The organism is Planomicrobium soli (genome assembly GCF_003014655.1).
Lineage (GTDB): Bacteria > Bacillota > Bacilli > Bacillales_A > Planococcaceae > Planococcus > Planococcus soli_B.
This window is the reverse complement of sequence record NZ_PYAT01000005.1, coordinates 267,094-290,363: the sequence shown is the minus strand read 5'-3', so window position 1 is coordinate 290,363 and position 23,270 is coordinate 267,094. Positions and strand designations below refer to the sequence as shown.

At 46.2% G+C, this 23,270-nt stretch carries 22 protein-coding genes and 1 other annotated feature; of the genes, 2 read left to right on the top strand and 20 right to left on the bottom strand.

Features of this window, described 5'->3' with window-relative positions:
• Nucleotides 1–271: 271 nt before the first annotated feature.
• The 19 genes from B0H99_RS08915 to B0H99_RS08820 all read right to left on the bottom strand — a co-directional run bounded on the left by B0H99_RS08915 (nucleotide 272) and on the right by B0H99_RS08820 (nucleotide 20,777).
• Nucleotides 272–796, bottom strand: coding sequence for a type 1 glutamine amidotransferase domain-containing protein (locus B0H99_RS08915; protein WP_106533298.1), 525 nt, complete (start codon nucleotides 794–796; stop codon nucleotides 272–274).
• Between the two features lie 70 nt (nucleotides 797–866).
• Nucleotides 867–1,457 (bottom strand): DNA-3-methyladenine glycosylase, encoded by a 591-nt coding sequence (locus tag B0H99_RS08910; protein ID WP_106533297.1) that lies wholly within the window; start codon nucleotides 1,455–1,457, stop codon nucleotides 867–869.
• 21 nt (nucleotides 1,458–1,478) lie between these two features.
• Nucleotides 1,479–2,249, bottom strand: a complete 771-nt coding sequence (trpA, locus tag B0H99_RS08905; RefSeq protein ID WP_106533296.1) for a tryptophan synthase subunit alpha — start codon at nucleotides 2,247–2,249, stop codon at nucleotides 1,479–1,481.
• Nucleotides 2,246–4,042 (bottom strand): tryptophan synthase subunit beta, encoded by a 1,797-nt coding sequence (trpB, locus tag B0H99_RS08900; protein WP_106533295.1) that lies wholly within the window; start codon nucleotides 4,040–4,042, stop codon nucleotides 2,246–2,248. The genes trpA and trpB overlap by 4 nt, the downstream gene beginning before the upstream one ends.
• Nucleotides 4,039–4,812, bottom strand: coding sequence for an indole-3-glycerol phosphate synthase TrpC (gene trpC, locus B0H99_RS08895; RefSeq protein WP_106533294.1), 774 nt, complete (start codon nucleotides 4,810–4,812; stop codon nucleotides 4,039–4,041). Before trpC ends, trpB begins: the two co-directional genes overlap by 4 nt.
• Nucleotides 4,809–5,801 (bottom strand): anthranilate phosphoribosyltransferase, encoded by a 993-nt coding sequence (gene trpD, locus B0H99_RS08890; protein ID WP_106533293.1) that lies wholly within the window; start codon nucleotides 5,799–5,801, stop codon nucleotides 4,809–4,811. Before trpD ends, trpC begins: the two co-directional genes overlap by 4 nt.
• A gap of 63 nt (nucleotides 5,802–5,864) precedes the next feature.
• Nucleotides 5,865–6,094: a binding site (T-box leader), on the bottom strand.
• A 212-nt stretch (nucleotides 6,095–6,306) separates the two neighbouring features.
• The gene (locus tag B0H99_RS08885) at nucleotides 6,307–7,920 is read right to left on the bottom strand and encodes a long-chain fatty acid--CoA ligase (protein WP_106533292.1); all 1,614 of its coding nucleotides are present in this window, start codon (nucleotides 7,918–7,920) and stop codon (nucleotides 6,307–6,309) included.
• A complete protein-coding gene (locus B0H99_RS08880) occupies nucleotides 7,917–8,396 on the bottom strand; it encodes a CoA transferase (RefSeq protein ID WP_181313627.1) in 480 nt (159 codons plus the stop codon). The genes B0H99_RS08885 and B0H99_RS08880 overlap by 4 nt, the downstream gene beginning before the upstream one ends.
• An 87-nt stretch (nucleotides 8,397–8,483) precedes the next feature.
• Nucleotides 8,484–9,632, bottom strand: a complete 1,149-nt coding sequence (locus tag B0H99_RS08875) for an acyl-CoA dehydrogenase family protein (protein WP_106533290.1) — start codon at nucleotides 9,630–9,632, stop codon at nucleotides 8,484–8,486.
• Between the two features lie 12 nt (nucleotides 9,633–9,644).
• A complete protein-coding gene (locus B0H99_RS08870; RefSeq protein WP_106533289.1) occupies nucleotides 9,645–10,415 on the bottom strand; it encodes a 3-hydroxyacyl-CoA dehydrogenase in 771 nt (256 codons plus the stop codon).
• Nucleotides 10,416–10,441: 26 nt separating this feature from the next.
• Nucleotides 10,442–11,590 (bottom strand): thiolase family protein, encoded by a 1,149-nt coding sequence (locus B0H99_RS08865; protein WP_106533288.1) that lies wholly within the window; start codon nucleotides 11,588–11,590, stop codon nucleotides 10,442–10,444.
• Between the two features lie 152 nt (nucleotides 11,591–11,742).
• A complete protein-coding gene (locus B0H99_RS08860) occupies nucleotides 11,743–12,651 on the bottom strand; it encodes an ABC transporter substrate-binding protein (RefSeq protein ID WP_106533287.1) in 909 nt (302 codons plus the stop codon).
• Nucleotides 12,652–12,664: 13 nt separating this feature from the next.
• Nucleotides 12,665–13,303 (bottom strand): ABC transporter permease, encoded by a 639-nt coding sequence (locus B0H99_RS08855; protein WP_106533286.1) that lies wholly within the window; start codon nucleotides 13,301–13,303, stop codon nucleotides 12,665–12,667.
• Entirely contained in the window at nucleotides 13,300–14,268 is a 969-nt protein-coding gene (locus B0H99_RS08850; protein WP_106533285.1) for an ABC transporter ATP-binding protein, read from the bottom strand. Before B0H99_RS08850 ends, B0H99_RS08855 begins: the two co-directional genes overlap by 4 nt.
• A gap of 114 nt (nucleotides 14,269–14,382) precedes the next feature.
• Nucleotides 14,383–16,026, bottom strand: a complete 1,644-nt coding sequence (abc-f, locus tag B0H99_RS08845) for a ribosomal protection-like ABC-F family protein (RefSeq protein ID WP_106533284.1) — start codon at nucleotides 16,024–16,026, stop codon at nucleotides 14,383–14,385.
• A gap of 231 nt (nucleotides 16,027–16,257) precedes the next feature.
• A complete protein-coding gene (locus tag B0H99_RS08840; RefSeq protein ID WP_106533283.1) occupies nucleotides 16,258–17,103 on the bottom strand; it encodes a GNAT family N-acetyltransferase in 846 nt (281 codons plus the stop codon).
• A gap of 181 nt (nucleotides 17,104–17,284) precedes the next feature.
• Nucleotides 17,285–18,502: an MFS transporter gene (locus B0H99_RS08835; protein WP_106533282.1), complete on the bottom strand. Its 1,218-nt coding sequence runs from the start codon at nucleotides 18,500–18,502 to the stop codon at nucleotides 17,285–17,287.
• Between the two features lie 667 nt (nucleotides 18,503–19,169).
• A complete protein-coding gene (gene zupT, locus B0H99_RS08825; RefSeq protein WP_106533280.1) occupies nucleotides 19,170–19,979 on the bottom strand; it encodes a zinc transporter ZupT in 810 nt (269 codons plus the stop codon).
• A 153-nt stretch (nucleotides 19,980–20,132) separates the two neighbouring features.
• On the bottom strand, nucleotides 20,133–20,777 hold the full coding sequence (locus tag B0H99_RS08820; protein WP_106533279.1) for a uracil-DNA glycosylase: 645 nt from the start codon (nucleotides 20,775–20,777) through the stop codon (nucleotides 20,133–20,135).
• A gap of 130 nt (nucleotides 20,778–20,907) precedes the next feature.
• On the opposite strand from B0H99_RS08820, the gene B0H99_RS08815 reads away from it, so the two are divergent.
• Nucleotides 20,908–21,249, top strand: a complete 342-nt coding sequence (locus tag B0H99_RS08815) for a P-II family nitrogen regulator (protein ID WP_106533278.1) — start codon at nucleotides 20,908–20,910, stop codon at nucleotides 21,247–21,249.
• A 12-nt stretch (nucleotides 21,250–21,261) separates the two neighbouring features.
• A complete protein-coding gene (locus B0H99_RS08810; RefSeq protein WP_106533277.1) occupies nucleotides 21,262–22,545 on the top strand; it encodes an ammonium transporter in 1,284 nt (427 codons plus the stop codon).
• Nucleotides 22,546–22,570: 25 nt separating this feature from the next.
• Here the strand turns inward: B0H99_RS08810 and B0H99_RS08805 are convergent, their stop codons facing one another.
• Nucleotides 22,571–23,215: a phosphatase PAP2 family protein gene (locus B0H99_RS08805; RefSeq protein ID WP_106533276.1), complete on the bottom strand. Its 645-nt coding sequence runs from the start codon at nucleotides 23,213–23,215 to the stop codon at nucleotides 22,571–22,573.
• Between the last annotated feature and the right edge of the window lie 55 nt (nucleotides 23,216–23,270).

Sequence of the window (23,270 nt, the reverse complement as noted above, 5' to 3'; positions counted from 1 at the left end):
AACAAAAATTGGCCGGCATGAGCCCGGTGAACTACCGAATTCATGCCAGCCAATTAGCTGCATAACTGAAACTCTAACTTTAAGGGGTCACTACCGCTGCAGGCCTCTTTTTGCGGACTTTTTCAAGTTGAATTAACGGCTTACAATGAAAAGTGCCGAAGCCTTCAATGAACCAACACACTATTCATAGATTCCTTGTTTTCCTATCCGGCGGCAAGTTCTATATCCGTAAAAAAACCCTGCCAGCTATGCTGACAGGGTTTTCCGCTTTTTATTGTGCTGATTGCTCAAGTACGCGCAGCGCTTCACGATTGAACGCTGGGAGATCATCCGGTTGGCGGCTTGTCACTAGTTGGTCCTGGCATACAGCAACCTCTTCATCAACAAGTTTCGCGCCTGCGTACTCCATATCCACATGAATCGATTTATAGCCTGTCGCTTTTCGCCCTTCAAGCGCTTTTGCAGTAATCAGCAATTGAGGTCCATGGCAGATAGCAAAAACAGGTTTTTTTGCATCCATGAAAGCTTTTGTAAATGAAACAAACCGGTCGTCCGCACGCAGTTGGTCTGGAGAAAAGCCACCAGGCAAGAACAATGCATCATAATCTTCCGGATTGGCATCGTCGATTCCAGTGTCGATTGTCACCACAGCTTCACCTTGCTTGCCGGTCACTTCTTTACCAGCTTCTTTCTCAATCGTAAAGACTTCATGGCCCGCATCGTTGAATGCTTTTGATGGATCGGTATATTCCACATCTTCAAACATATCCGTAATAAGTGTTGCAATTTTCGCCACTATCTTCCACTCCTTTTGTTTAAGTATTCTCCCTTAATATTCCACGGGAAGAACATCTTAAACATAACGCTTATCGGAACTTGGAGACAAATGGATTATCACTTTCCCAAAAGCGGTACGGATAATCGACGGCTTCCTGTGAATTGCCGATACCAACGCGCGGACCGACAGCGATGGCGTGGACCGGATTCCCTTCTGCGATAAAAAGCGGCCGTTCTGAAAAATGATGGCCGTAATACTCCATCGTGATGCCCATCGCTTTGGTCAATTTTCCAGGACCACTTGTCCACTGCTTGATTGGCAAGTGCTTGCCGCGCAAGTTTGCCATCAAGTCGATGCCTTCAACCGGCTCCACTGCTCGTATCAAAATTGCGCGTGGCGTGTCAATCGGTCCGCTGACCACATTGATGAGCGTATGCGTATGCATTTGATATGTATAAACAAGACCGGATCTGCCAAACATGATCTCCGTCCGTTTCGTGCGGCGGTTTCCAAAACTATGGGCTGCCCGGTCTTCCGCCCCCATGTACGCCTCCGTCTCCACAATTCGGCCGGCAATGGTCCCTTCCGGCGTTTCGTGGACAAGAATTTGCCCAAGCAGATTCCGCGCCAATTCCAGCGTCGGCGCTTCAAAAAAATCGGAATTGATCGGTGTGAACATGCTGCATCCCTCCTATCGGCATTATACCGAAGAAGGGGCAGTCACCGCATCGATCAAGGGTACAAGTTCTTCAATTTTGTTTTCATGAAACGCTTTTACAATAGCTGATCCGACGATAAATCCATCGACATCCTCCCGCAGCATGTCAACGTGTTGAACTCTCGATATTCCGAAGCCCGCATAAACAGGTACAGGGCTTTTCGAACGGACGCGTTTCATGAAATCCCGCACTTCTTCAGCAAGGTGATCGCGTGCACCGGTAATCCCAGTGACCGTAACCGCATAGACAAACCCTTCGGCTTCTTGCAAAATAGCTTCCATTCGCTCTTCCGTCGTCGTCAGTGTTACAAGTTGGATCAATGCAATCCCTTCTTTTTGCGTTGACCCTTGAACTAATTGGCGATGCTCATAAGGAAGATCGGGGATGATTGTCCCTGAGACTCCTGCTCGTTTGCACTCTTTAGCAAAGCGTTCAATACCGAACTTGACCACTGGATTTAAATAAGTCATAACGACAAGCGGCACTTTCACTTCAAATGTCCAGCTTGCTAATTCGTCCAACACTTTCTGCAATGTAACGCCTTTTTTCAGCGCCCGGTTTCCAGCGGCTTCGATGATGGCTCCATCCGCCACTGGATCGGAAAACGGAATACCGATTTCAATTGCCGTCACTCCGGCGTCCTGGAGAAATTTAACCTGTTCGCTCAATCGGTCCAATCCGCCGTCACCCGCCATAATGTATGCGACAAACGCTTTTCTTCCCGCTTCTTTCAACTCGGCTAGTCCCTTCATGTCAATCCCTCCAATCGTTCAGCGTAAGTTGCCATATCTTTATCGCCGCGACCGGATACGCAAATGACCATCAGCTCATCCGGCTTCATTTCTTTTGCCCGTTTCTCCGCTTCTGCAATAGCATGAGCCGATTCAAGCGCTGGAATGATGCCTTCTAGGCGCGAAAAAGTGACAACCGCGTTTAATGCTTCATCGTCAGTTACTGGCACATACTCTACTCTTTCGATATCTGCCAGGTAAGCGTGTTCCGGCCCGACCCCGGGGTAATCGAGGCCAGCAGAAATAGAGTGTGCTTCTTGCACTTGGCCAGCATCGTCCTGCAGCAGCTTCATAAATGCTCCGTGAAGTACACCTTCCGTGCCTTTTGTCATTGTTGCAGCATGCTTTTCTGTATCAGTACCTTGTCCTGCCGCTTCCACGCCAATCAATTTTACCGCTTCGTCCTGCAAGAACGGATGGAACATGCCAATGGCGTTGCTTCCACCACCGATGCATGCAAGAACTACATCCGGCAACCGGCCTTCATGCTCCAAAATCTGGCGCTTGGTTTCTTTGCCGATAACGCTCTGGAAGTCGCGGACCATCGTCGGGAACGGGTGTGGCCCAAGGGCTGAACCGATCAAATAATGCGTATCTTCTACATTTGTCACCCAGTAGCGAAGCGCTTCGTTGACGGCATCTTTTAATGTAGAGCTTCCTTTAGTGACACTTTCCACTCGCGCACCAAGCAGTTTCATGCGAAAAACATTGAGCTGCTGGCGCTTGATGTCCTCTTCACCCATAAAAATGACGCACTCCAGATCAAACAGCGCACAAACTGTGGCAGTTGCAACACCATGCTGGCCGGCTCCTGTTTCTGCGACAATCTTCCGTTTGCCCATACGCATAGCAAGCAGCGCTTGGCCAAGAGCATTATTGATTTTGTGCGCTCCCGTGTGGTTCAAATCCTCACGCTTCAAATAAATTTTTGCTCCGCCCCATGCCTCTGTAAGACGTTTAGCAAATGTCAGCGGCTGTTCGCGCCCGACGTATTCCTTTAAATAATGGTGGTACTCTTTTATGAATTCCGGATCTTGTTTTGCTTCATCGTAGCCATCTTCCAATTCCTTAACGGCCTTCATCAATGTCTCCGGAACGAATTGGCCACCGTATTTACCGAAAAACCCTACTTTTTCTATTGTCTGTCCCATCAAATCACCCTTTGCTTGTTGAATGAATTTCTGTATTTTCGCACTGTCTTTTTTTCCGTCTGTCTCTACACCGCTTGATACATCGACCATAAACGGCTGAATTTGTTTAATAGCTGCCTGTACATTTTCAGCAGTCAGCCCGCCTGCTACGATAAGGCGCGACGGATCGATCCCGCTTTCTTCAAGCAACGCCCAGTCAAACACATGGCCGCTGCCTCCCCGATAATCTGTACCGGGTGCATCGACTAATACATAATCAGCCAAGGATTTTTGAAGTACTTCGACATCCCTTTTGCTGCGGATGGAAAAAGCTTGGACGACCGGCACTTGAATGGCTTCGACCAAACTGTCCGGTTCATCGCCGTGCAGCTGGACCATCGTCAGCGGCACCAATTCTATCGCCTTTTCGATTTCCTCAAGGGAAGCATTTACAAAAACACCTATTTTCTCAATATCGACCGGAGCATATTTAGCCAATTCACTTGCCCGTTCAATCGAAACCTGTCGCCTGCTCGGCGCAAAAACAAAACCGATGGCGTCCGCTTGTTCTGCCGCTTTCACATGAGCTTCTTCCATTAGCCCGCATATTTTGACTTTTGTCATCGGACAACCGCCCCTTTGATTGCTTCGCGAATCCAAGCTCCCGGATTTTCCGAACGCATTAACGCTTCTCCAACCAAAATGCCGGAAGCGCCGCAGCCGTAGACAAATTGAGCATCTTCCTTCGTATGAAGACCACTTTCACTGATCAAAATCCGACCGCTATTAAAAGGAAAATTTTTGGCTAGTTCAGCAGTCCGCTCCAACGATACCTCAAACGTCTTCAAATTCCGATTATTAACGCCGATCAATTCAGCCCCCAATTCTACTGCAAGCGCCATCTCTTTTTCATCATGCACTTCGACCAATATTTCCAAGCTTTGTGCTTTTGCGTATCGGTAAAGTTGTTCTAGCTCCTCTTTTTCCAAAGCTGCAACAATCAATAAAATAATCGTAGCTCCGGCTTGTTTTGCCCGGTCGATTTGAATTTCACTGATCATAAAATCTTTACATAGCACCGGGACAGATACCGCTTGAGCTACAAGGCGCAAATCATCGATGGATCCTTTGAAATACGTTTCGTCTGTCAGCACCGATATTGCAGCAGCCCCTGCTTCTTCATATTTTTTTGCTTGAGCGACAATATCGACCGTTGTATGAATATCTCCTTTTGAAGGAGAAGCGCGCTTAATCTCGGAAATGACGCCATTCTTATTGCGAAGATGGTCCGTCAGCCTTGGCTTTTCAGGAAAAACGTCTTTGGATTCCTGGATCGTTGTATAGTGTTTGATTTCCTGCCGTTTAGTGGCGATGATTTTATCTAAAATTGTCATATAAGCACTCCTGACGCAATGCGGTGTAGTTCAAAAACACGAGCTGTTTCACCGGATAAGATGGATTTCCGGGCTTGATGAACGCCTTCAGAAATCGAAATGACGCGGCCGCTGACATATAGAGCAGCTCCTGCGTTTAACGCTACGGTATCCAAATACGCACTTTCTTTTCCTTCGAGTACGTCCATGAAAATTTCTGCATTGCGCTCTGGTTCACCTCCGCGAATCGCTTCGATCGGTGCCGTTTCCAGCCCCGCTTCGTGCGGATGAAAAGTCATTTTCCGTTTGCCTTCTTCATTGAAAACGATCAATTCGTTTGTTCCCGACAGCGATAATTCGTCAAGGCCTCCAGCTCCATGAATAAGGGCTCCACGTTTTCTGCCTAAGCGCATCAAGGCATCAGCCATCGGATCCATCATGTCGCGGCGGTACACGCCGGTCATTTGAATCGAAATCGGCAATGGATTTGCAAGCGGTCCAACTAAATTAAAAATGGTCGGAGTCCCGATGCTCTTACGTACAGGCCGCAACGCACCAAGCGCCGGATGAATGGCCGGTGCAAACAAAAACGCTATTCCTGTCTGCTCAAGCATCATCGGAATAGAAGCGACATCTACATCCGTTGAAATGCCTAGTACCTCTAATACATCGGCACTCCCGGTTTTGCTCGATACGCTCCGGTTGCCGTGCTTTGCTACAGTCATTCCGCATCCCGCTAATACGAAAGCCGTCAACGTACTGATGTTGAAGCTGAATGACCGGTCGCCTCCGGTTCCGCAAACGTCAATCAGTTCTCCTTGAACGTGCGGCATAGCTACTGCTCTTTTGCGCATAGCCTTGACCAATCCTACTAGTTCATCAGCTGTTTCACCTTTTGCATGCAACTCGATCAGGAATTGCTTTATTGTTGTTTCATCAATAGTTCCACTTAGTAATTCCAACGATTTTTCGTACATAACTTGCTCTGTAAAATTCTCCGCTCTGCTCATCTTCATCTCTCCTCAACTCGTCTTTGAAATGCAAAAATCCCCGCAATCGGATAGCTATCCGATTGCGGGGACGGGTCAAACCGCGGTACCACCACGCATTAGTGCCTTTTTGCACTCACTTAAACAGGCTCTTCGCCTTTCCCTTTAACGCAGGGCTTACGTCTCCCTTACTCGCTTCCGCTTTCAGGCCAGCTCTCCTAAGTCCATTCGCACAAGCAACCCAATCAGCTCCCACCAGCCGCTGACTCTCTAGATGGATTTTCTTGCCTACTCGTCTCAATCTACGATTTTTTCACTATCTCTGCTATGCTCTTCTCGGCTTTTCTCTCAAATAGACTTATCGGCTCGTCCAACAAGTTTCATTCATATTAAATTCTTTTGTTTATTCTGTCAAGTCCGAAAAGTTAGGTGCTCTTCTTTCACTTCAAGAGCTATAGTAGTGACTCGCTAATCGATGGACGTCACCGAGAGGCCGAACGCTTGAGGCTGCAGAGAAATTCAAAGCTTATCGATAATAATGATCCAACTCTTTGCGCAGGGTCGCTTTTAAAAATTTGCCGACGGAAGTTTTCGGCACTTCATCCAAGAAAAACACATCGTCCGGCACCCACCATTTAGCAAATTGAGCCTCCAAATATTCAAGAAGCTCAGCTCTCATCGCCGCGCTCTCCGGATAGCCTTCTTTCAATACCACACAAGCAAGCGGACGTTCAAGCCATTTCTCATGTGGAATCGCCACAACTGCCGCTTCAAATACGGCTTCATGAGTCATTAAAGCATTCTCCAAATCCACCGACGAAATCCACTCGCCCCCGCTCTTAATCAAATCTTTTGTCCGGTCGGCCAACTTGATATAGCCGTCGGGTTCAATGACTGCAATATCCCCCGTATAGAGCCAGCCATCCCGGAACGCCTCTTCGGTCCGCTCATCTTTATAATATTCACTGGCAATCCATGGCCCCCGTACATTGAGTTCCCCCATTGTCTGTCCATCCCATGGCGCTTCTCCTTGTTCGTTCACGATACGCACTTCGAGGCCCGGCATCGGAAGGCCCGCTTTCGACCGTTTGTCGATGCGTTCGTTGAGCGTCATATTTTCCATCGCCGATGTTGTCACCGCCAAACTTACTAGCGGAGACGTTTCCGTCATACCATAGCCTGTAACAAACGGCACCTTGTATTTTTCTTCAAAAGCGCGAATCAATCCTTTTGGCGATGCGGAACCTCCGCAGACAATCATTCGCAGCGATTCGAGATTGCGCGGGTTGGCTTCAAGCTCTTTCAAGACACCCAGCCAAATAGTCGGCACTCCGGCAGTCAAAGTCACTTTTTCCCGTTCGATTAAATCCAATAGCATGCCTGGCGCAAAACCTGGACCCGGCAGCACTTGCGTCGTACCGAAAAGAACAGCGGCGAACGGCAAGCCCCATGCATTCGCATGGAACATCGGCACTATCGACATTGCCACATCCTGCTCGGATAATCCCATGGCGTCCTTCATGCCGAGCGCGAAACTGTGGAGCACCAGCCCTCTATGCGAGTAAACGACGCCTTTGGGATTACCGGTTGTCGCAGACGTATAACACATGCCAGCCGGAGCATTCTCATCCAAATCTTCAGGAAAGGCATAGTCGTCCGCCTCGCCGGCCAGCAGCAATTCATAGGAATAAACATTCTCAAGGGAGGTTTCTGGTAAATCAGCGCCATCTTTCATGACGACAAAATGTTTGACCGTTGTTAGCTGCGGCGCCAATTTTTCAATTAACGGAAACAAATCATGGTCTACTACAAGTATTTCATCTTCAGCATGATTGATAACATAGACAATATGCTCAGGCGACAAACGGATATTGATCATATGCAAAATAGCACCAGAACTTGGAACGCCGAAATACAGCTCCAAATGGCGATGATGGTTCCATGCAAAACTTCCTACTTTCATCCCTCTTGTCATACCAAGCTTCGTAAAAGCGGAAGCAAGTTGACGGGTCCGTTTTGCAAAATCGCTATAGGGAATGCGGTGAATTGCATCCCCAGTGCGGGAAATGATCAATTTATCAGGAAAATAACGTTCTGCTCGTTTTATAAAAGATGACAATAGTAACGGGGCTTGCATCATATATCATCCAACTCCCTTTTATCCTTTTTTAAGTGAATAAAAAACGGATGTTCATTTCGTTCATGGGCAGTCAAAACGGGAGCCAGGCAACAATCAATTTTCGTTGACAGCACATACCATTCGCTCCACGTTTTAGTCTTGAAAAATGCTGCCACTTCCGTGTATTCAGCGCTTCCAACTTGTTTTGACATCCAGCCTTGCCATTCGGTTTTTCCGGCCAACTTACAGAAATTCTGCCAAAACTTCTCTTTCAGTGGCACAAGCGTTACGTAACGTTGATCCTTTGTTTCATAAATGGCGTAATTGATTCGCGTACCCGAAATCTCAGGAATGCCCGTTTCCGATATTCCCGCTTTTTTATAACTGTCATGATTACCAAGAAAATAGCCATGACACCAGCAAGTGCAATATCCAAATAGATGCCTTGGCCGGTTCTGAATTTCCGTATTAATTTTGTTCGGAAGCAACCAGGCCACCAGTAAAATCAGCTAATGTATTTGTGGGGTGTACCGGCCGGCTATCGCCGTCTTTCAGCTGATCGAGCGCTTAGGGTCAGCATCCATTTAGAGCCCCATCCGTTTAGCGACAATTGTTTTCATGATTTCATTGGAACCTGCATAAATAGCGGCAACTGGAATATCGCGAAACCTGCGGGCAATTTTGTATTCTTCCATATAGCCGTACCCCCCATGAAGCTGCATGCACTCTCCAGAGATTTTTTTCGCCGTGTCCGTCAACCAATACTTGGCCATCGATACTTTCGAAACAATATCTTTGCCTGCCATGTGATCTTCAATAAGCGACTCCAGAAATGAATGGCCGATTTCCACTTCAGTTGCCATTTCCACCAATTTGAATTGCGTATTTTGAAAAGAACTGATCGGCTTGCCGAACGCTTTCCTCGATTTTACATAATCAAGCGTCATTTCCAGCATGTCTTCTGAGGCGGTTTGCGCTGCAATGGCAACCACAAGGCGTTCTTGCTGCAATTTCTCCATTAAGTATGTAAAGCCTTTATTCTCAGCCCCTATCAAATTCGCCGCTGGCACGACACAATCTTCAAAATATAATTCGGATGTATCCTGGGCATGCAAACCAACTTTATTGAGCTTTCGCCCTTTCGTAAATCCAGGGGTCCCTTCCTCAACCAACAACAAGGAAATACCCTTATGCTTCGGGTCCGCTTTTGGGTCCGTCTTGACCGCAACCAAGATAAGTGTTGAATTGATGCCATTGGTGATAAAGGTTTTTTGTCCATTGACGATGTAATTGTCGCCTTGGCGCACTGCTGTCGTTGACAGATTGGCAAGGTCCGATCCTGCGCCGGGTTCAGTCATCGCGATTGCCGTAATATGGTCTCCAGCAACGCATCCCGGCAGCCATCGCTGTTTCTGTTCTTCTGAACCATACGCTTCGATATAAGGAACCGTAATATCATTGTGAAGCCCTACTCCAGTAAGGCTTGCGCCAACCCGCTCCATTTCTTCTCCAATGATGACCGCATACCGGAAGTCAGCACCAAGACCGCCGTACTCTTCTTCCACTTGAGGGCATAAAAAGCCCATATCGCCTAACCGTTTCCAAAATGACTTGGGAATGATGCGGTCTTCTTCCCACTTCTCGTATTGTGGAACCGCTTCTTTCTCCAGGAACTTGCGCAATGATTTTCGGAACAATTCGTGTTCTTCTTCTTCAAATCGATACTTGCCCACTGGGATCCCTCCTTATCTCGGTTGCATGCGAATAGCTCCATCAAGCCGGATTACTTCACCATTCAGCATGGCGTTTTCCGCAATACTTTCCACCAACTGCGCATATTCCGAAGGTTTGCCGAGGCGTGCCGGAAACGGCACGGAAGCAGATAGCGACTCTACCGCCGCTTCCGGCAGCCCGTCGAACATCGGAGTTTTCATCAGCCCTGGCGCAATTGCCATAACCCGGATGCCGTCCCGCGCGAATTCACGAGCAATCGGCAAGGTCATGGAAACAATGCCGCCTTTTGAGGCACTGTATGCCGCTTGGCCGATTTGCCCTTCATAAGCAGCAACCGAAGCCGTGGAAATAATGATGCCACGCTCCCCGTCTTCGTTTGGTGTGTTCTTTTGCATTGCCGCAGCCGCCACCCGAATTACATTAAAGCTGCCCACCAGGTTGATTCGGATCACTTTTTCAAACTGTTCAAGCGGCATTGGACCCGTTTTTGAAACGACTTTCCCAGGCGTTCCAATGCCTGCACAATTGATGGCTGCATTAACACTCCCAAAGCGCTCTACCGCTTGCCGAACATTCTGTTCAACTTGATTGGCGTCTGACACATCTGTTTGAATATAAAAAACCTGTTCTTCCCCAAGCTCTTCAATCAGTTTTTGCGCCTTCTCCTTATTTAAATCAAAAATTGCTACCTGTCCGCCCTGTTCCACAATACGCCGGACCGTGGCTTCGCCAAGCCCTGATGCTCCACCAGTCACAATCGCTTTCATGTCCGCCAGTTTCATCGCCATCCCCCTTTGACTAGGACTTTTTAAAGCCGTTCAATTATTGTCGCGTTTGCCATGCCCATTCCTTCACAGATAGCCAAGAGGCCATAGCGCCCCTCGATCCGTTCAAGTTCATGGAGTAGCGAGACCAGCAATTTTGTTCCGGTTGCACCAAGCGGATGCCCAAGAGCTATGGCGCCACCGTTTACGTTCAGTTTTTCCGGATCTCCGCCGATATCGGCGAGCCAGGCAAGCGGGACAGGCGCAAACGCTTCATTGACTTCATAGCGGTCGATATCCTCGATTTTCAGACCTGCTTTTTCCAGCGCTTTTTTCGTTGCGGCAATCGGACCTGTCAGCATCAATGTCGGATCCGATCCGACCACTACACGTGAAATAATCCGGGCTTTCGGCTTTAAACCGAGTTCTTGCGCTTTTTCGCCAGACATCAACAATATGGCTGAGGCTCCATCGCTCATTTGGCTTGCGTTTCCTGCAGTAATAACCCCGTTTGCATCAAAGACCGTCTTTAAGGCTCCGAGCACTTCTGTTGTGGTCCCTGGACGAGGCCCTTCATCTCTTGCCGTTATTTGTTTGTCGCCACTTTCCCCTTCAACTTCCACCGGTACAATTTCGCGGTCATAAAAGCCGGCCGCAATGGCTTGTTGGGCACGCTCGTGGCTTTGAACTGAATAGGCATCCAACTGTTCACGTGTAAGCTGCCACTTTTCCGCAATGCGCTCCGCAGACAACCCTTGGTTGATGATTTCGTATTGCCCGGTCAATTTTTCGCTCGGCTTCGCTTCTTGCATGTTCGAGAACATCGGCACACGCGTCATGCTTTCAATACCGCCTGCAATAACGATATCCATATCTCCGGCCAAAATAGCCTGGGCAGCAAAATGTACAGCTTGCTGGCTTGATCCGCACTGCCGGTCAATGGTGACACCTGGCACATGATCTGGGAACCCGGCAATCAATGCCGCAGTCCGGGCAATATTGCCGCCTTGTTCACCCACTTGGGAAACACAACCTAAAATGACGTCTTCTACATCACTTTTTTCAATTCCCGCCCGACCAACCAGTTCTTTTAACACTTCAGCCGCCAATTCATCCGGCCGCATACCGGCAAATGCTCCTTTTCGCCGGCCCACTGCTGAACGGACGCCCTCTATAATTACTGCTTCTCTCATTTTTTCACCCCATCCATAGTAATAAGAGATTCATAATAAGAAACTTTTTCAGAATTGAATGACTATTCATTCAATTACTGTTATTGTACAAGACCGTGCTTGCAAATACTATAAAAAAATCCTGCAGAAACCTCTGCAGGACGGGAGAAAAGCTATTCCTTTATCAAACCTTTTTCAATAAGAAAATCACGGGCCACATCACTTGCGACTTCTTGATCCTGGTCGACCCTGGCATTCATAGCAAGCATTTCTTCTTCACTGATTTGGCCAGCGAGTCCGTTTAATACTTCTTCCAACTCAGGGTACTCCTCCAGTGTTCCTAACCGGACAACCGGAACGGCATCGTATTTCGGGAAAAATGACTGGTCGTCCTCAGTTGTCTGCAGATCGAACAAACCAATGCGGCTATCTGTTGTAAACGCCGGGATCACATCAACTTCCCCGCTTTTTACGGCTTCATACATAATGGCCGGATCAAAACTCTCCAGTTGGGAGAAGTTGAATGGATAAGTCTTCACCATATCGTTATAGCCGTCCCCTTTCCGTTCGTAAAAAGGATGGGGAGCTCCAAACGACACGTCTTCTTTCTGTGAAATTTCCGCAAGCTCGGAATAAGTGGTTGCTTCAATGCCACTACCCTTAGAAAAAGCAAGTGTATAGCCGTTTTCAAATCCAAGCGGTTCCAGCCAAGTCGCTTCCAGCTTTTCTTCATATCCTTGGCGGACGCGCTCTAACACTTCTTCAGAAGACTGGCCAGTGACCGACTCTTCTTTCAAGACATCTTTCAAGCCGGTTCCGGTGTATTCCACATACATGTCGATGTCTCCTTTTTCGAGAGCAGGTGTTAAAATAGCCACTTCCCCAAGTCCTTCCTTGTATTCAACAGTATAGTCAGAATTCGCTTCGATATACTGACCTAAAAGCTGAGGCAAAATGTATTGCTCGGTCCATGGTTTTCCGCCAATAACAATTGGATCCGTGCTTTCTCCACCCGTCCCTGAACTGCAGCCAGACAGAACAACCGCCGCTGCCAATAAACCCCCTAAAATACTTTTTCTCATCCTAGAGTCCCCCTTAAATTTTCAGTCCCTTTGGCGTCACTTTCTTTTCGAACCATTTTAATATCAAATCAAACCCGATGGCGAGCATGGCAACCGGCAAAGCTCCCGCCAAAACGAGTGAATTATTGTAAGACTGCAAACCGCGGTAAATAATGTCGCCCAAGCCACCCGCTCCGACAAAAGTCGCCAGTGTAGCAATTCCAACTGTAAGAACAGCAGCCGTGCGTATTCCTGCCATGATAAAAGGCAAAGCAAGCGGCAATTCGATTTGCCGTAAAATTTGTGTCTTGGTCATGCCCATCCCTCGTCCCGCTTCAATGATCGAGGCATCAACTCCGGTAATACCGGTATAGGTATTGCGCAATATAGGAAGCAATGCGTAAATGATGAGAGCAAACATGGCTGTCGGATAGCCGATTCCTAGGATCGGCACTAAAAAACCAAATAGCGCAAGGCTCGGAATTGTCTGGAAAACCGCAGTTATACCAATGATAGGCTCTGCGTATCGACGGTAGCGCGCAATCGTGATCCCTAAAGGCAAAGAGATAGCGATGCCAATCGCAACCGCTATGAACGACAGGTAAATATGTTCAAGAAATGCGGTTTGAATCATTTCCTGGCGGCTGCTTAAGGTTTGCAGCAGATCTCTCATACTAACGCACCGTCTTCCTTAAAGAGAGCCGCCTTTAAAAGTTCCTTTTCACTCGCGTAAGCGACGACGCGGCCATTTTCAGTAATCGCTAAGCGGTCGCTGCGGCTTTCGCTCAAACAAAGAACTGCTTCATCAATCGTCGAGGAAGAATCGATCTTTTGTGCATCTCCGCTCCACTCCTTTTCAAAAAGCTCCATGTACTCTTTCAACTGCCGATCTCCAAAAGATCTCTTCTGGCGAATACGATCAATGCCGATAAAATTCCGGACAAACTCATTAGCAGGATTATCTACCAATTGCTGAGGCGAGCCGATTTGTTCAATCTGCCCTTTTCGCATGACAACAATAGTATCTGCGATTTTCAAAGCTTCGTCCATATCATGAGTTACAAAAACAATGGTTTTGTTAATACTTTGCTGAAGATTTCGCAACTCGTTCTGCAGTTGTTCCCTGCTGATGGGATCCAGTGCCGAAAACGGTTCATCCATCAGTACAATATTCGGATCCCCAGCCAGTGCCCGGACAACACCGATCCTCTGCTGCTGCCCTCCGCTAAGCTCTAGAGGAAAGCGCTGCAAGTACGTATTCGGATCAAGTCCAACTAAATCCAACAGCTCACGGATTCGAGAATCCGTTTTTTCTTTTGGCCATGCAAGCAATTTTGGAACAAGCGAGACATTGTCCAAAATTGTCATATGCGGAAACAGCCCTATCCGCTGAATAACATAACCAATAGAGCGCCGGAGCTGAACTTCATCCAAATCTGTAACGGGCTTATCATCGATGTAAATATTTCCTGCTGTAGGCTTTTCCAGTTTATTGATCATTTTCATTAACGTGGTTTTCCCACATCCACTTGGGCCGATAACCACTGTCAATTTATGAGCCGGAAGAATGAGTGAAACATCCTTCAGCGCTTCAGTCCCGTCAGAGAATCGTCTGCTGACATTTTCAAACCGAATCATTGCAGCACCTCTTTCCCTATCTGATAGGTCCTTACCCTTAATCTAAAAATCTATTCACAGTTTCATTAAAGAAAAAACGGCTGCTTTAAACAACCGTTTTTGCCCTTGTATACTTTAATTCGTTCGAAGTGCCTGAATTTCCTTTGTCAATTCATTAAAGCGGGAATCTAAATCCATATAATTTTTGTCGCTTGGCTGCATAAAGCTGAGTTTACCTAAAACCGCTTGACGTTCGGTTTCAAGCGCCAAAATTTCGTTTTCCCGATTTTCCTTGTAATCCGCTTTTTTGCTTTTCCACTCCCCATAGCTTCCTTCGTATTTTATCAAACGCTCCTGGCCAAAGAACAGCAGCTTATTAGCAAGACGTTCCATAAAGTATCGGTCATGCGTTGCAATAAGGAGTGTTCCTGGAAAAGTTTGCAGCGTCTTTTCCAACTGCTCGCGTGAAGGCAAGTCCAGATGATTGGTCGGTTCATCCAATAGCAGTACGTTGCATTCGGTAAGCATGAATTCCATCAGTTTTAATTTCACTCGTTCCCCCATGCTCATCTGGAGAACCGGCTGATTCCAATGTTTTTTATCGAATCCTAAATTGTCCATGAGTGTCCGGATCTTTCCAACCTGCTCAAAAGTCTCCGACTCAAACAATTCGGCCGGTGTTTTTTCTTCCGGCAAGTCAAACACATCCTGGCTCAAGTAACCAATTTTCATGCCCGCCGTGGTCCATACTTCTCCGGAACAGTCCTGCTCTCCGCGCAGCATATTGAACAGCGTCGATTTCCCACTTCCATTTCTGCCTACTAATCCGACACGCTCTCCATGCTGAATGGTAAAAGAGGAGGCGCCAAAAAGAATTCGTTCGCCAAATCGAATACTAGCGTCCTTAAGCTCGATGACCCGCTTTCCTTTTTTCGCTCCACCAGCTATTTCAAAAGCTACCGTTTTTTCTTCTTTCGGCTTTTCCACTTGTTCTTGTTCTAGCTCAGCTTGCAGCCGCTTTTGTTTGCTGCGTATTTGAACATCCATACGTTTGGCTTTCGAACGGTAAAATTCCTTTGCAAACTCTTGCTTGGTGGAATCCGCATGGGCTTTCCCGGACCATGATCTTAACTCGGCTATTTGGCTTTCAACCTTTTCAATTTTAACTTGCTGTTTGTCGTATTTCCGTTGCTGCGCCAAACGGTTGCGCTCCTTCTCCAAAAGAGCAGCACTGTAATTCCCTTTATAAATTACAAGTTCCCGGTCTTCGATCTCCCAAATATGCGTAGCAATCTTATCAATGAAATACCGGTCATGCGAGATGAAAATCAAAGTTCCTTTATAGGAATCTAATTGTTCTATTACAAGCTCTATACTTTCTGCATCCAAATGGTTCGTCGGTTCATCGAGCAGGAGCAATTCTGCCTTTTTCGACAAAGCTTGTGCCAGCCTCATTTTCATCGCTTCACCTCCACTCAGATGCTGGCTGCTTTTGGGCACATTCCATTTCGACTCCAATACCCGGCTCTCTACAGTAGATAAATGGACAGGCTGCTCTCTTATTTCCTGCTGCATATAGAAAATGTCCGGAGCCCCGCTTTTCCACTCTATTCCTGGACCCCCTTCAGCAATCGCTTGCAGCAATGATGATTTTCCTGCTCCATTTGGCCCCACCAAACCGATCCGTGCCCCTTTCGGGATATCTGCATCTGCTTTTTCTAAAACGATCGACTCCCCATAATGTATGACTAAATTATTCAATTTTCCTATGATGGCCATTGTTATTCCCCCTTGCCGGAGAAATAAAAAATTCCTCCGAAATAATTGCCGGAAGAATTCGCATGCCTAAATAACCTGCATAGGCAGGCACTTTATTAGAAAATAGGCAGACGAATCCAATTTCTAGTGCACCAAGTATTTTTGGTTTTTAGAAAAGGATTAGTTATCCATCGTCCACCCATCTTCCCTTCAGTTTGATTCACCGATTATATCATAAAATTCTGTCAACTTCTACACTTCTACAAAGGATACGTGCACAGGGTTGGCTATCTGTTCAAAGCCAATTTCCTGATAGATTTTATTGGATGTCGGATTTTGCAGATCGGTATATAACATAGCAAAATCATATTCGAGCAGCAGCTCTTCTGTTACTTCAGCAACTAATGTGCGAGCATACCCTTTTCTTCTGTGGTTGCGCGGCGTAAAAACAAAAGACACGGTAATGCCCCTTTTTGACGGCCTTGTTTTTTTCATGCAAGATACCACTTCGCCGTTCACTTCCCAAACGTATACTTCTTTCCCTTCAATAAATGCGTCGATTTTCCGCGCTGCCTCCGCTGCACTTGATACTTTAATGCCAGTCTCGGCTTCAAAAAGCAAACACCACCCTTCTAAAAGTGGAGCGTCTTTTTTGCTGGCTATGCGCCAAGTGCCAGGGCTTTTTTCGAGACCGGCCGTTACCGCATCGGCCCGGTATAATCCTTGATCCATCAGCAGATTTGCTTTTTGGTCTGTTCCCGCAGTCCAAGCTAACGCAAAGCGATGGGCTGTTTCGCGGTCCCCTACAATCCCATTCACTTGCACCCCCACTTCCAAAAGCAATTCGGAAAGTTCACTTTCAATCTCAGGCGTATCTCGGAAGTTAATTAATTGCAATGGATGCGGTGGAGTCATTAAACATGCACCCACGACCTCTTCCTCTTCTTCGGCAAGAGCCAAGAAGTAATCTTCATATTTGCCTTGTTTAATCTGATTGAGTATCCCTAAGAACAGGCTGTATATATCTTCGCGTTCATAAAGGAGAGGCTCCACTTTTTCAGAAAACGCTTCTGTTTCAGCATATATATTCCATTTCATTTCTCCACTCTCATTTCTCTAAAATTCGCATTACTAAAGAATTAGCTATTACAAAAAAATCACCTGCTGAAATATGAGAATTTTCATGCAATATTTCCCTATCTTTACGATATGGCTTTTTATCAGGAAAAACAATCAATAAAAGCTCAAACCACCAAAAGATGATTTGAGCTTTTATTCTTTACTCCAATTCGAGTTGTTTTGTTTCTGTCCCAAGAAAAGCAACTGCTAATGCTCCGATGATGATTGAACCACAGAAGATGCTAAAAATAAAGTTGATTTCGTAATTGGCTGCAAGTAGTGAGCCTACAAGCAGCGGTCCAAGAATACCGCCGATGCGGCCAAAGGAGGCCGCCATGCCTGTCCCCGTACCCCGTATCACTGTCGGATATTGTTCAGGAGAATAAGCATATAATGCTCCCCATGCTCCTAGATTAAAGAACGATAGGAATGCGCCTGCGACAATCAATGTGGTGATAGTCTCTGCATTGCCGAAAGCCAACGCACTTGCTGCCGTTCCAAACAAGTACGTAACGAGAACAAATTTCCGCCCCATCCGTTCAATAAGCCAAGCTGCAGAGAAATAGCCAGGCAATTGAGCTAATGTCATAATAAGGACGTATTGAAAACTTTGGATTAACGAAAATCCTTTTAATACCATAACACTTGGCAGCCAAAGGAACATTCCATAATAAGAGAAGACTACCGTGAACCAGACAATCCATAACATTATGGTTGGCCGTCGATAAGTTTTAGACCAGACACTTTTGATATTTGTCGAAATCGATTGAAGGCCTGTCTTTTTCGCTGTAAATTGAGGTGAATCCGGCAAATTGACCCGCAAATAAAGGGCATATAAAGCTGGCAATGCTGTAAGCAGCAAAGCGACACGCCAGCCGAACGATGGAATAATAAAATACGAAATCACTGCTGCAATTAGCCAGCCCCCTGCCCAAAAACTCTCGAGCAGAACGACTACTCGGCCGCGCTCCGCTGCTGGCACACTTTCTGAAACCAGTGTCGAAGCGACTGGGAGTTCTCCCCCTAGCCCCATCCCAATAAAAAAGCGCAAAATCATGAATGCCGCCAATGTTGTCGTAAAGGCTGATAAACCGCTGGCCAGCGAGAACAGCAATAATGTAAAAATAAATATCTTTTTCCGGCCAATACGGTCCGCGTAAATGCCGAATACAAAAGCCCCAACTGCCATCCCAATAGAATTGACGCTGCCGATCCATCCCATTTGCTGAGTCGTTAAATTCCAATCTTGGTGAAGGGCCGCAATGACGAATGCTAATATCCCTACATCCATTGCATCAAAAAGCCAACCTAAACCTGCAATTCCTAAAAGTTTATTTTTTGATATTGGTTTTACTTCCTTTTCCGTTAACGTAGCCATCTTCTCTCCCCTTGTCTTTACACATGTAACTAACTGTCTTTACACCTTAACTATACATTTTAAGGAATAAAGTAACAAGCCAGCGAAAAATGTTCCACTTTTCAAACTATTCACGAGTAGTCAGCATGATTGGTGGAAGAGGCTATAACAGCTGCGTTAATGCTTGCTATCGCAGCAGCTAGCTGAGTTTGCATTAATGTTTCCAAAGAAGCGAGAAGGCGGCATTTGAAAGATTTTGCATAGCAAACGCATTTTGCAATTCATATTGAGACGCTGTTGAAAGCGCAAGATCCTTATATCACTTGAATAATTTTGTTCGCTCTAAGCGTTTAGTTCCTTCAGCAATGTTTTGCAGCGCTCTGCCATCCGCTTCGGCTGCAGCCAACAATCCCATACCGGATAGCGGGTTCTCTGAAGTTTGATTTTTTCATTTTGGAAAAACTCTTTTATTGCCAATACTCTACCCACGACTTTTGGATTGTAAACTGCAGAGTGAAAGGTCATTATTTTAGAAAGCCATTGTAAATCGTTTCCTACGGAGAATCTATGGTCCAACCGAGTGCCTTTGCTATTTCTTCATGCGTTTGTTCTATCGAATTAATGCCCATAAAAAGAACGCCTCCTTTTTCTCTTTTCTACGAGATAAGGAGGCGTTCTTTTTTAGGCTTCATGCAATCAATACCAAGCTGACAGCCATAACTGCCATTCCTGCTATCAGACCATAAATGGATAGATGGGCTTCGTCATACCGTTTAGCTGCCGGCAGCAATTCATCCAGCGAGATAAATACCATGATGCCCGCCACTCCTGCAAAAACGATGCCAAACATTGTATCGCTCATGAACGGCATCAAAATCAGCCATGCTGCAATTGCACCAACCGGTTCTGATAATCCAGATAAGACACTGTATTGGAAAGCTTTTTTCCGGCTCCCTGTTGCGTAATAGATCGGTACAGACACCGCAATCCCTTCCGGAATATTATGAATCGCAACTGCAATGGCAATCGCTATACCAAGGCTTGGATCTTGAATTGCTGACATGAAGGTCGCAATTCCTTCCGGAAAGTTGTGAATTCCAATCGCCAAAGCCGTAAAAATTCCCATCTTCCGCAAATGTGCGTACTGATCATTAGTTGGTCCTGCATCCATGTCTTCAACCGTTTTAACTTCATGTGGATTTTCGAGCTGCGGCAAAATCCGATCCAGAGCTGCCATGAAAACCATTCCGCCAAAAAATCCGCCAATCGTCAGCCAATATCCCAACGAGTCGCCGTGGGCTGTCGTCAACGCCGTTTTCGCTTTCACAAAGATCTCAACCATAGATACATAAATCATTACACCTGCAGAAAAACCCAGAGAGATCGATAAAAATTTCGTATTTGTCCGAGAAGCAAAAAATGCGATCAAGCTTCCGATTCCAGTTGCAAGCCCAGCAAATAAAGTTAACCCCAACGCAAATAAAACTGCCGAGTCCATAGCATCATCCACTTTCTTTTTCACTTGAATACGCTAATTGTACGGCAGAAGTTTCCTCTGCGCAACTTTTTTCAATCAAGAAAGATATTTCATTTTTCTTTCAGTTCTTTCTATTATGCTTAGAGAATTTCTTTCGCACTAATAGAGCCTTCCTTATTTTTTGGTCCGCAATAACTCCCCTAACTTCCGCCAGTCTTCTTCTTTATGGACGCGGACAGGCGGATTATAGAAAACGCTGGCCGGATGAAATGTAGGGAATACATGATAATTAGTTTCGGAAGATTCAAACGCCTTCGTTTTCTCATTCCATATTAAAATCGGCGTTTCCATTAAGGTGCCATGCAGTTGCGTGACCTTTGCCTGAGGGCCAACTAGCCGCTGAAGCCCAACGTTTCCAAGAGTAACAATGATCGGTGGGTGGATATCGCGAATTTCCGTGTCCAATATCGGCGCATGAGCAATAACTTCTTTCTTTGACGGCGCACGGTTGTATTTCCGTTTCACTATTTCACCGTTGCGCTCTTTTTTCTCCCCCCATTTATAAGGGCGGCTTCGGACTGCACTTGTTATATATACATCTTCTCTGGACAAACCGATACTTGCTAGAGAAGCCATCAATTCTTTTCCTGCTCTGCCGGTAAACGGAATACCGGTTTCCACTTCATTTTCTCCGGGTGCCTCCCCTACCAGCATAAGCGCCGGATTTCGCGGACCTTCTCCACGTACAAAACCTTCCACAGGAAATCCTTTGATCCGCTCTATCCCTAAAACAGCTAATTCTTCGGAAATTTTATACATAGAATCACCTCGTAATCAGTTTACCACAAACAAAATGTTAGGTTTCCTAACATTGATGAAAATAAAAGCTTGCGTTATTTGAATAGTTTGATTATGATGTTAACAAACCTAACATGAAGGAGGAGGAAATATGAAAAAGATTGAAACGATCATCCGTCCATCTGTTTTCGCTGATGTTCGCCAAGCATTGGCTTTAGAAGGAATTGACGGACTTTCTGTCACTGAAATAGCTGGAATCGGTAAACAAGAAGGCCGGGTCGGCTTATTCCGCGGAAATGCCTACACCATGGAATTTTCTCCAAAGCTGAAACTTGAAATGGTTGTGGAAGATGACAAAGTCGAAGATATCGTAGAAGCGTTGTTGCAATATGCATCTACAGGACAAGTAGGAGATGGCAAAATTTTTATTTTGCCAGTGGAAGAAGCTATTCGCATCAGAACAAGAGAACGCGGCGCTGTCGCCGTCGGATAAGGGGGAAAACAAATGGAAGCAGTTCAAGGTTCAGTTGATATGTTATGGGTTATGCTCGGAGCGATTCTCGTATTCTTTATGCATGCCGGATTTGCAATGGTGGAAACAGGATTTACCCGTTCCAAAAATACGTTGAACATTTTAATGAAAAACTTGCTTACAGTGGCCATTGGCTCCGTTCTTTTCTTTTTCATCGGTTTTGCACTTATGTTCGGCACGTCAGCCTTTGGCCTGATCGGTACTGATGGTTTTGCACTCCTTGGCCGCGAAGATATTGGATTCTTCGTTTTTCAGGCAGTTTTCGCCGCAACTTGCGCGACAATCATTTCCGGAGCAGTAGCAGAACGCATGCATTTGTCTGCTTACATCACAATGACGGTTGTTATGATCGCTGTAATTTATCCAGTCGTCGGCCATTGGATATGGGGAGGCGGCTGGTTATCGCAGCTCGGCTTTATTGACTTTGCCGGTTCAACCGTTGTCCATTTAACCGGGGCTTCAGCTGCTTTCATCGTAGCTTGGAAACTCGGACCACGCATCGGAAAATATTCTGGAAAAACGGTCAACACCATTCCTGGGCATAACTTGCCATTAGGTGCCCTCGGTGTGTTCATTCTTTGGGTAGGCTGGTTTGGTTTTAACGGTGCCAGCACACTGTCGGCAGACCCGGCTCTTGTACCATCCATTATTGCCAATACACTGCTTGCTGCTTCGGCAGGCATTATCTCTACAGCAGCCTATACCCGTTACAGATATGGGCGCATTGACGCTTCACTTACGATGAACGGCGCATTGAGTGGGCTAGTCGGGATTACTGCCGGATGTGCTAACGTTTCGCTTTTGGGTTCAATCATCATTGGACTGATCGCAGGCGTTGTTATGACAGAAAGCGTCCGAATCCTCGATTCGAAAATCCGGGTTGACGATCCTGTCGGCGCGATTTCCGTACATGGAATCGTCGGAGTATGGGGAACTCTGGCGTTAGGCTTTTTCGATACAAATGGCGGTATTCTTTACGGAGGCGGAGCTGAAATTCTAGGCATCCAAACAGTCGGCGTTCTGGCTGTCATCGCCTGGACTTCAATTGCAGCCGGCCTGGCGATTTCAGCTATCAACGTCTTTATTCCGCTTCGTGTCACTGCTGAAGAAGAGGAAACTGGCCTCGACTTTACAGAACATGGCTCCCAAGCCTATTCGATGCAGGACGTTCTAAGAGGGACAGGACCTGCCAGCGATCAAAGTTTCGCCGCGCGGCTCAATCAATTGGGAGAAGATCCTTCAATCCAAAAATTATAAGAAAGAAACAACAAGGACGATCCGTTTATCGGACCGTCCTTGTTGTTCGTTTCTGCAAATACTCTTTAAAGAGCCGTTCACGCATCTCATACCAAATTGCAACTGCCACAAACCACGAATAGCCTGCACACCATCCAGCTAAGACATCTGAAAAATAATGTTCGCCGCCTGCTACACGAGACAATCCTATACCAATTGCAAGAATGGCGGCCCCTAACCACACAAGCCGTTTAATCAGCTTTGAATTAAGGTGTTCAGTAATGAAATACGCTATTGTAAACAAATACAATAATCCGACCATTGCATGTCCTGAAGGAAAACTGAAGCTTTCCAAGCCATGTGGAAAATCGGGGCGTTCACGGTCAAAAATGCGTTTCAACAACTGATTCAGCACATTTCCAACACCGGCAGTAAAAAAAACAAACAGCATGCCCCGATAATTTTTGCGGTGAATCCACAAATACAGAATCAAGGCAATGCTAATTGTCATGATCACCCATTGATCTCCAAGAAGCGATAAGCTGTCGACAAATGCGTTTCCTCCTAGCAGTTCAAAAGCTGCTATATCTATTTGCCGAAATTGTACGCTGGGAAAAGTAATGAGAATTGCAAAAAAAACAATTAGCGTCGCCATTGCAAGCGGGTAGAAAAATTTTTTGATGCTACTCACCCTCTTTCGCCTCGGTTGTTAATTTATTATAACGTAAACCTTGAAATAGTTTGAG